The sequence below is a fragment of the Sphingobium sp. YR768 genome, from assembly GCF_900111125.1.
Taxonomy (GTDB): Bacteria; Pseudomonadota; Alphaproteobacteria; order Sphingomonadales; family Sphingomonadaceae; genus Sphingobium.
The window spans coordinates 51197-58377 of record NZ_FOGE01000027.1; the positions used below are offsets into that span (position 1 = coordinate 51197).

7 protein-coding genes are annotated in these 7181 nt (G+C 60.4%); 1 reads left to right on the top strand and 6 read right to left on the bottom strand.

What is annotated here, in order from left to right:
- Window positions 1-291 precede the first annotated feature (291 nt).
- The 6 genes from BMX92_RS21480 to BMX92_RS27495 form a co-directional block, all read right to left on the bottom strand.
- Window positions 292-2508 (bottom strand): amylo-alpha-1,6-glucosidase, encoded by a 2217-nt coding sequence (locus BMX92_RS21480; protein ID WP_093020354.1) that lies wholly within the window; start codon window positions 2506-2508, stop codon window positions 292-294.
- Window positions 2509-2516: 8 nt separating this feature from the next.
- The gene (locus BMX92_RS21485; protein ID WP_093020357.1) at window positions 2517-3611 is read right to left on the bottom strand and encodes a glycosyltransferase family 4 protein; all 1095 of its coding nucleotides are present in this window, start codon (window positions 3609-3611) and stop codon (window positions 2517-2519) included.
- Between the two features lie 356 nt (window positions 3612-3967).
- A complete protein-coding gene (locus BMX92_RS21490) occupies window positions 3968-4777 on the bottom strand; it encodes an extracellular catalytic domain type 1 short-chain-length polyhydroxyalkanoate depolymerase (RefSeq protein ID WP_256213540.1) in 810 nt (269 codons plus the stop codon).
- 176 nt (window positions 4778-4953) lie between these two features.
- On the bottom strand, window positions 4954-5151 hold the full coding sequence (locus BMX92_RS21495; protein ID WP_093020361.1) for a hypothetical protein: 198 nt from the start codon (window positions 5149-5151) through the stop codon (window positions 4954-4956).
- Window positions 5152-5162: 11 nt separating this feature from the next.
- Entirely contained in the window at window positions 5163-5378 is a 216-nt protein-coding gene (locus BMX92_RS21500; protein ID WP_093020363.1) for a hypothetical protein, read from the bottom strand.
- Between the two features lie 118 nt (window positions 5379-5496).
- Window positions 5497-5673 (bottom strand): hypothetical protein, encoded by a 177-nt coding sequence (locus BMX92_RS27495; protein WP_177185192.1) that lies wholly within the window; start codon window positions 5671-5673, stop codon window positions 5497-5499.
- Window positions 5674-6267: 594 nt separating this feature from the next.
- Between BMX92_RS27495 and BMX92_RS21510 the strand changes: the two genes are divergently transcribed.
- Window positions 6268-6897 carry a FecR family protein gene (locus BMX92_RS21510; RefSeq protein WP_177185193.1) on the top strand — a complete coding sequence of 210 codons (630 nt, stop codon included), beginning with the start codon at window positions 6268-6270 and terminating at the stop codon, window positions 6895-6897.
- Window positions 6898-7181 lie beyond the last annotated feature (284 nt).

Sequence of the window (7181 nt, forward strand, 5' to 3'; positions counted from 1 at the left end):
TAGATCATCATTCTCTCCCGGTTGCAGGCGGGAGCACGATGGTCTCTCTGTCACGAAATGCCTGCGGCACAATTCGGGTGATAACGCATGATAGCACGAAGCGCGGGTACTTTCGCCTCTATTCGGCTTTAACGCTTGAAGGCGGCTATCGCCCGCCGGATGACGTCGATGTCACGCCGCTGGTCGCCTGCGGTGCCTCATTGGCTGCCATAAGCCGCTCATCCCTGCTTTGGGATTATCCGCGTTGCTGGAACTGCTGCTTCGACAGCAGGACGGTCACGACCAGCATCATTATGCGATGGTTACGATCCTTGCCTCATGATTGCGAGCCATGGGTTTGACGACGACCTGATCGCCCAGCCGGTCGAATGCGATATCCACCTTTGTCTGTCCAATGACCAAGTCGGATATACTCAGATTTTGGATGAAGTGCGGCAACGCAGGATTGTGGAAGGAAATCTGCAGCTTCGTCACATCGAACGCCAGACCGAGACTGGATTGAATGAGCGCCAGCGGCGCCGCAGCCGACCAGGCTTGTGGACTACAGGCAACGGGATAGAAGGTCGGCCCTTGAGAGCGGCGGCGCGGAAAGCCGCAGAACAGCTCGGGCAGGCGCATCATGTCGACATAGGTCGCCGCCGCGAACAGCCCTTCGAAAATCTGTGCGGCCTCGCGCTGATAGCCGTAGCGGGAAAAGCCGCCTGCGATCAGCGCATTGTCATGCGGCCAGATCGAGCCATTATGATAGCTCATAGGATTGTACCGGCTTTCGGTCGAGGCGATTGTCCGTACGCCCCAGCCCGAGAAGGATGCGGGCGCCATCAGCGTGCGGACGACCGCTTCGGCCCGCTCCTCGCGCGCGAGGCCGGTATAGAGGACATGACCGGCATTGGACGAGCGAACCCGGCAAGGGCGCTTGTCTCCATCAAGGGCAAGGACATAGGTGCCCAGCGCTTCGTCGAAGAAGGCTGCATCGAACCGGTTACGCAACTGCACAGCGCGATCCTGATAATCGGCGGAACGGACAGGATCGCCGATCGCAGAATAGAGATCTGCCGCAGCCTTCCACGCGCCGTAGACATAGGCCTGGACTTCGGCGAGGGCTATGGGCCCGCGTGCGATGCTGCCGTCGGCATGAAAGATGGAGTCATGGCTGTCCTTCCAGCCCTGGTTCTGCAAGCCCTGATCGGTCAGTCGGCCATATTCGACGAAGCCGTCGCCATCCCGGTCGCCATGGGTATCGATCCACGCCAGCGCGGCTTCGATATGCGGCAGGATCGTCCTGAGGAAAGCCGCGTCGCCCGTTCGTTCCAGGTAGCGGCCAGCCAGCATTACGAACAGCGGGGTGGAATCAATGCTGCCATAATAGTGGCGGAAAGGGACTTCACCCAGTTCCGCCATCTCGCCATGGCGTACCTCGTGCAGGATCTTGCCCGGCTCCGCATCGGCGGCAGGATCGAAATCGACCGCCTGATGCGCGGCCAGATAGCCCAGCACGCCCCGACTGATCGCCGGGTCCATCCACAGTGTCTCCAGCGCGGTGATGATCGCATCACGCCCGAACACGGTGCTGAACCAGGGAATGCCCGCATAAGGGTAGGGGCCATATTCGGTTGTCGTCGACAGCATCGATATGTCGGCGACCGACCGGCGCGACACTTCATTGAACAGGTCGTTGGAGGAACGGATCGTGGCGCCGCGCTTGCGTGCCTGCCGCAGGGCCTGCATCGCTTCGCGCAGGGAGCGCAGGAAGTGCTTGGGCAGGGCCTCTTCGGTTTCCGCCCGTTCGCAACAGATGCGCGTGAAGAGGGCGCAGCGTTGGCCCGGCGGCACCGTCACCTCGAACCGCGCATGGCTGTCGGACAGTTCGGTGGGCACGGGATCGAAATGGAAATGCGTTTCGCGCGCCCGATCGTCCCGGCCCAGATAGGAAAGCAGGACGTCGGCCGGTCCGACCTTCGCCTCGTTCAGGGTGCCGCGCCGCAGGCGGGTCATGCCGCGGATTTCGAACAGGTCGGCGAAATCGGCGGCGAAGGCCAAATCGATGCTGATCGTGCGTGTCTCGCTGTCGAAATTTCGGATCGTGACGCGCTCGTACAGCGCGTCTTTCCACAGGAAGCGGGTGCGGCGCAGATGGATGAGATCATGCTCCACCGCGACCCGTCCATCCTCGCCCATGAAGTCGGGATTGGTGAGGTCGCAGGTCAGCATCGCATTATCGTCGCGCAGCGCGGAACTGAGCAGCATCGGCCGCAGGCCATTGATGGTCAGGTAGAGATGCGAAAGATGCCGGGTATCGCGATGATAAAGGCCTTCCGGGCTGCCGGGACCCGAAATCGCGTCCCCGCTATGATCGAACACGGCGAAGCTGTCGCCATGCTTGAGGGTGCGGGGACGGCGTTCGTGCAGCGAAGCAGTCGCGGGAATGAAGAACTGCGTCTGCGCCTGAGACAGCGCCTGCCCCTCGGCGATGCCTGCGACTTCGGCTTGGGGCTGGGCGAGGGTCATGCTGTCTCCTATGCCACGATTTGCAATTCGGCTTCTTCACCGCGCAGGCGCCGCAGTCTTGCGGCATCCGTGCGGGCCCCGGGCAGACCGCGATACAGCTCGACATAGTCGCTCGCCATCCGTTGCGCCGTGAAGCGTGCGTCGAACGCGGCGCGCACGCCGGACCGGTCGAAATGTGACAGGGAGGCGACCGCCGCGACCGCATCATCCTCGCTGTCCACGATGAAGCCGGACACGCCATGCTCGATGACTTCGGGCACTGATCCGCAGCGAAAGGCGATCACCGGGGTGGCGCAGGCCATCGCCTCGATCATAACGAGGCCGAAGGGTTCGGGCCAGTCGATCGGGAAGAGCAGGGCGCTGGCCTGTCCCAGAAAATGCGCCTTCTGCTGCTCGTTGATTTCGCCGATATACTCCACATTCGGGTAGCGATCGACCAATGGAGCGATCTCGCTTTCCCAATAGCCACGGTCGACGGCGTCGATCTTGGCTGCGATCCTGAGCGTCCTGCCCGAGCGCGCAGCGATGCGGATCGCCCGGTCCGGGCGCTTTTCAGGCGAAATCCGGCCAAGGAAGGCCAGATAGCCGTCACCTGTATCGAGACGCGGTGTTAGCAGGTCAGCGGGCAAGCCATGATAGATGGTGCCGCCCCAGTTCACCGGCGGCATTGGCAATCGCTGATGATCGGAAATGGACACGAGGCTGTGTTCGGGAAAGGCGCGGTAGAAAGGGGGCAGGTCGGGAAGGTCGAGCCGGCCGTGCAGGGTGGTGACGGTCCGACCGATGAAATCTTGCACCATCGGCAGATGCAGCAGGTCGATATGGAAATGCAGGGCATCGAATTCGTCGGCGCGGCGGCGAACCTGTTCCAGCATCATCATATGATAGGGGATGGTATCGACCACGCCAGGATTGAGTCGAAGGGCCATATCAGTGATCGGGACCAGTTCTGCGTTGGTCTGGGAGTCTCCGCTGGCAAACAGAGTGACGTCATGGCCCTGACGGACCAACTCTTCGGTCAGATAGGATACGATACGCTCTGTGCCGCCATAGAATTTGGGCGGCACGCTTTCAGCCAGCGGGGCGATTTGCGCGATTTTCATGCAGACATTCCTCTCACGGGGCGACACCGACCGTTCCCCGACCCGCGGCTGGCTGCATCCATACAAGCGTTTCAGATCATTGCTGGTTGCATGAACGAAAGCGATTGGTCGCAAATATTCAGGCTATTTCAGTCCCGTCATTTAGCCGTAAAAGTCCAGCAGGCGATCGGCGGGAGAAATTCCCATCCAACGTGGCCAACCTCAAAGCGAGTGCTTCAGGTCACGCCTCTCATCATGGCCTTTTTGCTCGGCAAACCTAGCTTCAAGACCATCTGATGGAAGCCGTCGATTACCAGACGGTTCGTACCTGGAGGACAATAGTCAGCTGCTGAACGACCGGCAAGAGGCGGATCAGGTTATGGTCGTTTGGACAGCGAAAGAAAAAACTCCATCATTGCACGCGATGCATCTGGCCCCGTCGGGCCAGTATAGGAACCGCCTTGGCCGCCGGACCAGCCATGGCCGCTCCCATCTATGGTCCAATCTTCCAACAGCAGGTTACCGGACTTTGATTTGTAAATCCTTCGGGTGAAATCCCGCCCATTATCCGAACGTGCGGTTACGGATCGAGCAACGAGCGGACCGGGGTGCGCCTGCTCCAGATGGTGAAGGAATGCACTTGCATTGGACGGATGAACGACCCGGTCCCGATCTCGATGAAAGACAATGCTAGGCAGAGGACGCCGCAGCTTCTCGCCCAGGTGAGGCCGCGCATCGCCACGCATGGCAGACAATGCTGTGCTCATTGACTGGACATTGCCGTGTAAAATGCCGGAATGGACACCTACCGCGGTGAAGATGCCGGTATAGGCCGCGCCGACGATGGCCGCCGCCGCTCCCCCCGCGGACAGTCCGGCGATATAGACCCGTGCCGGATTAACGCGGCCAAGCATGATGGCGTGGCGGGTGAGGGCGGCGATGACCGCAGGCTCCCCGCCGCGCCCCTGATGCGCAGGATTGTGCCAATTCCAGCAGCGGGCAAGGTTCGCATCCTTTGATTGCTGCGGATAGAGAATGAGAAAGCCCAGTTCGTCGGCGAGTCGGTTCATGCCGGTGCCAGTGGCGAAACCGGCGTTGCGCCGCCTGATGCCGGTCGGGCTGGCGGTGGGGTGGCGCAATCCGGCGCGGCGGGACGATGCACGGCTTGCCCTGCTGGCGACCAGCACGGCGATCCTGCTGGTCCTTGCCGGGATTTTCGGCCTTGCTGGATGGACTCCGCTGTGCCGTCCGCAGGTCGCGGTTGCGCGTTGGATGGATGCTCAACGCGGCGAGCATCGGGGTAGGGCGCTCGGTCGTGAATGCGATATTATAGCCGGCGCGGATGAGCATTGCAGGTCCTTTTCTATGTCCTGCCCCGCAAGGCAGGCATTTGGCAGCGACAGGCGATGGGCCGTCCGAGGGCTGGTGAGCCCTGGCTCTTCAGCGTCACGATATTGACGGCGCCGGGCTTTTGCGTGGGGTTGGATGCATTCTGCTTTTTCGGCTTTTCAGCCTTGGGCTTCCTGAGTTCAGGATTGGACTTCTTCTGGCCCTTGGCCATAGTATTTTTCCTTATGCAGAAGGCGTCATGGGCGTCCGCGCGGTGATGGCGAGTTGGATCGCCTCAAAGCCATCCGCGGATGCCGTCGCGACGTCGAGTGGCCTGCCGTCCAGCGCATCGTCATGACTGTTGAGAAATTGCAGCGCGGCTTCTCGTCCGAGCGCATCCCAGGCGCTGAGGGTGATGCGTCCCTGCCGCTGCGCCTGGTCGGCGGGCAGCTTTGACAATTTTTAGCTGGAGGTGAATTGTTTCCGTTTCGGATATGCCGCATGTGCCGCTTGCGGGTCGTCTATGGTCGGTTTCGCGATAGTCGCCTCCTGTGCTGATTGCGAATATTAGCAGGTCTCAAGCGACGGCAAACGTCATCCGACCGGTCGCGCCCACCATGTTGCGAAGCGCGTGGATGCGGGCAGCGCAATGGTTCGCCTCTGTCCGATGTTTGTCGAAATCCTTGCCGCCTCGCGCAGCGTCTGAACGCATCAAAGATGCCTGATGAAGGAAAATAAGCTGGTTGAGATCCATGACTATGCCCTGCATTGTAAGCGGGAGCACATGTCTCATCAGTAGATGGCGCCTACGGTTGTCAGGCCATCGATCATCTTGATATGGGGTGGCTGTTGTCGAAATTAAACCCGCCCGTGTAATTATAAGTTCGAAAGCTCCATTGAAATGAGTCGGTTCCTGCGACGAGGATGACGTAATAGGCCACAGTTAAAGGCTGGTCTGGGTTGAATATCAGTTGCCATCGGCTGATTTCTGCCGTTGCCTTTGATCCGAACGCCGTCATTGCGGAGCGCGTCGAGGTCGCGATTGAGCGATCGCGTCGAAAGGCGCATTTCTCTTGGCGGAGCTGGAGAAATATATGAAAGTCGCGCAAGGGGCGTCCCGCCGGGCGGCAGCGTTGACGCACCGCCTGCTGGCCTTCTCGCGGCGGCTGGATCACCATCGAGATCGCTACTAAATGGCTCGATCCGCGTGCGAGCAGCGACGCGGCTTGCCGGAAGGACAGTATCTGTCTGTCTGCGTCTCGGATACGGGCAAGGCGGCGACTGGAGCAGACGGCGCCGCCACCACCGAGTTCATGAGGTTCCGCGAGGGACCGGACGATCTCACAGTGTGGCTCTGCTCGACGGCTCGGTGGAGCCCGAGGCGATTCATCGAGCCGATCAGAGCGCGATCGAAAATTCCTGTAATCTCAACGTGGAAACGGCCGTGAGCGTCGATTACAGCAGCAAGGCGCGAAAGCTGGTGCTGCAAGGCGGAGAGGCCCTGTTCACCGTGGCTCATAACAAAAGGCGCCCCTTTACCGTGACGGCAGGCGCCGTGACCGTCACCGCCACGGGAACCCGTTTCGATGTCGCACGGCGCGAAAACCGGATATCGGTCGCCCTGATCGAAGGCAGCGTCGTCGTCCGCACTGGCAATGGCCCGACAGTGCGGTTGCGGCCCGGGCAGCAATGGCGCTCGTCAGACGCCAGGATGTCGGTGCGGACGGTCAAGGCCGATGCCGTCACTGCGTGGACCCAGGGCAGGGTTATATTCGACGATGCCCGGCTTACAGATGCCTTGGCGGAGATCAACAGATATGGCGGAAAGCTGATTGTGCTCGATGCCGCGCGGCGTATCAGCGGATCTTTCGAAGCGGGCGATACGGATAATTTCGTCACCGCTGTCACCACATTCTTGCCGTTGCGGCAGAGCTGGACCCACCTCATCGCGCAAGACAGGACACACGAGAAAAAATAATCCTCATCATTAGGGTCGCACCCTTTATGGCGCGTCCAATCCCCAAACGCTGCTGATGTAAACCACATGGGCTTTACCCCATGACTACCGATGCGCCACATGGGGACATGACTATGACATTGAGGGGATTATTTCCAGCCTTCGCTATGCGGTAACCTATAGCGCACTTTCATCGGCTTTGCTCGTCTGTGAGTTGGTGCCGGAAATTCGGACAGGGTTTTAAGCTCATGCGGACCTGAAGGAATGGACGGGAATGAAGACGACGAGAAAGCGCTACAGCGCGG

Excerpts from the sequence above, each read along its gene's own strand:
- BMX92_RS21480 (WP_093020354.1), bottom strand. The coding sequence starts at position 2,508 with ATGACCCTCGCCCAGCCCCAAGCCGAAGTCGCAGGCATCGCCGAGGGG.
- BMX92_RS21485 (WP_093020357.1), bottom strand. The coding sequence starts at position 3,611 with ATGAAAATCGCGCAAATCGCCCCGCTGGCTGAAAGCGTGCCGCCCAAA.
- BMX92_RS27495 (WP_177185192.1), bottom strand. The coding sequence starts at position 5,673 with ATGGATCTCAACCAGCTTATTTTCCTTCATCAGGCATCTTTGATGCGT.
- BMX92_RS21495 (WP_093020361.1), bottom strand. The coding sequence starts at position 5,151 with ATGGCCAAGGGCCAGAAGAAGTCCAATCCTGAACTCAGGAAGCCCAAG.